Annotated in this window: 1 protein-coding gene and 1 pseudogene; both read right to left on the bottom strand. The window is 42.4% G+C overall.

The features are described from left to right. Positions 1-166: 166 nt before the first annotated feature. Positions 167-589: a hypothetical protein gene (locus ACFIMW_RS09355; protein WP_375651145.1), complete on the bottom strand. Its 423-nt coding sequence runs from the start codon at positions 587-589 to the stop codon at positions 167-169. Then, a pseudogene (locus ACFIMW_RS09350) lies at positions 537-1076 on the bottom strand (hypothetical protein); the annotation flags it as partial. The pseudogene ACFIMW_RS09350 and the gene ACFIMW_RS09355, both read right to left, overlap by 53 nt.

The raw sequence follows: 1076 nt of genomic DNA, 5'->3' as shown, positions 1-1076 counted from the left end.
TTTTACCAATAGGTTAATTTACCTTAAATTTGACCGTACAGAGCGTTTTGTATTACTGGTGTGTTTTCATCATAAAATCTTTAAATCGCTTTGTACGGTACATTTTTGATGATTTAAACGCATATCTAATCACAAAACCATCAGCACTTTTCACTAGTTTGCTGTTTTAAGCCGCTTTTGAATTGCTACTGTTATGTTGCTCTTCACTAGGCTTGCCTATTCTCATGCATGAAATGCGCTTGCCTCCTAAGGCTAGGTTACGCGTATTTTCAACAGCGATAAAAACCTTCTCAGCAACCCCATAAAGCCCGCTTTCTAAATCACGACAATACTGCACCAGATCAGCACATGAGGGGACAAAGGTTGTTGACATACCTTTTGCCTCACCACGGATAAGATTTTTAACAGCTTGCAACAAAGACCAGAGTGAGATGCCGTTAAGAGCCGCGATATAAGCCTTTGCACGTGCCTCTGGATTTGAAACTTTTTGCATTGTCAAACCGCCTTCAAGCACATCAAGAGCCTCTGCAATATCTTCAACAGACGCTTTCAAGGTAAGTAAGTTTTGAACAGTCTGATAAGCTTCCAAAGCTTGTTCTTCTAGGGCTGGTGTCAATTTCACGCCACTGATCAAGGTCCAAGGATAATCCCTTGTTACGCATTGCGCCATCTGATCTGCACTGTTTTGAAGCGGATTCACTAAATCCTGCTCTACGGATAAGGTTACGGATTGTTTCTCCGGTACCACCGCGAGTTCTTTGATCTTTTGAAAAGTTTCCATTGTTTCCACCATTGTTGTTCGTGTTTTTTATTTTTTCTAAATCATCAACCGCCTTGCGTATCCAGTTACGCCATGTTGCTTGCCAATCGATTTTGGTTGCATTTGCTCCGGCTTTTGAACGCCAATAATCTCGAAACTTTGCGATTTCGACTTTCACACGCTCTGAAGGCAAACCCGCTTCAATTGCAAAATCGTAATCGGGTTCGAAATCCGCAGGCAATCGACAGCCCCGATTAGCTTTTGACCGCTTAGCTTTTTTCGGAACGCTTGTCTGCTCGTGAATGGGAGATTGGTT

The organism is Bartonella sp. AC329YNZD, from assembly GCF_042196685.1.
Taxonomy (GTDB): domain Bacteria; phylum Pseudomonadota; class Alphaproteobacteria; order Rhizobiales; family Rhizobiaceae; genus Bartonella.
This window is presented reverse-complemented; position numbering and strand designations above follow the sequence as displayed.